The sequence below is a fragment of the Serratia sp. TMDUHS_CL genome (genome assembly GCF_037137105.1).
Classification (GTDB): domain Bacteria; phylum Pseudomonadota; class Gammaproteobacteria; order Enterobacterales; family Enterobacteriaceae; genus Serratia; species Serratia nevei.
In genome coordinates, this window is the sequence record NZ_JBBBDV010000052.1 from 1 (window position 1) to 211 (window position 211).

General features: G+C 70.6%; 1 protein-coding gene. It reads right to left on the reverse strand.

Annotated elements, in window-relative coordinates:
* The coding region (locus tag WCL58_RS25335) for an autotransporter outer membrane beta-barrel domain-containing protein (RefSeq protein ID WP_336851762.1) at positions 1-211 on the reverse strand (211 nt) is incomplete at both ends.

A 211-nucleotide genomic window follows, 5' to 3' on the forward strand; every position in this document is an offset into this window, starting at 1 on the left:
CACCTCGCTTTGCGTCAGCAGGTTGGGGCTGTTCTCCAGCGTCACCGCCACCTCGCCGCCGCCGATCGTCGCCGCTCCGCTGCTCTGGATCCGATCGCTCTGGCCGTTCGGCCCCACTTCCACCGCGTAGCGCGAACCCGGCTCGAAGCTGACGTTGCCCGCCACGTTCAGGGTACCGATCGAGTTGCCCGGCGCCACGGTGCCGCCGCGG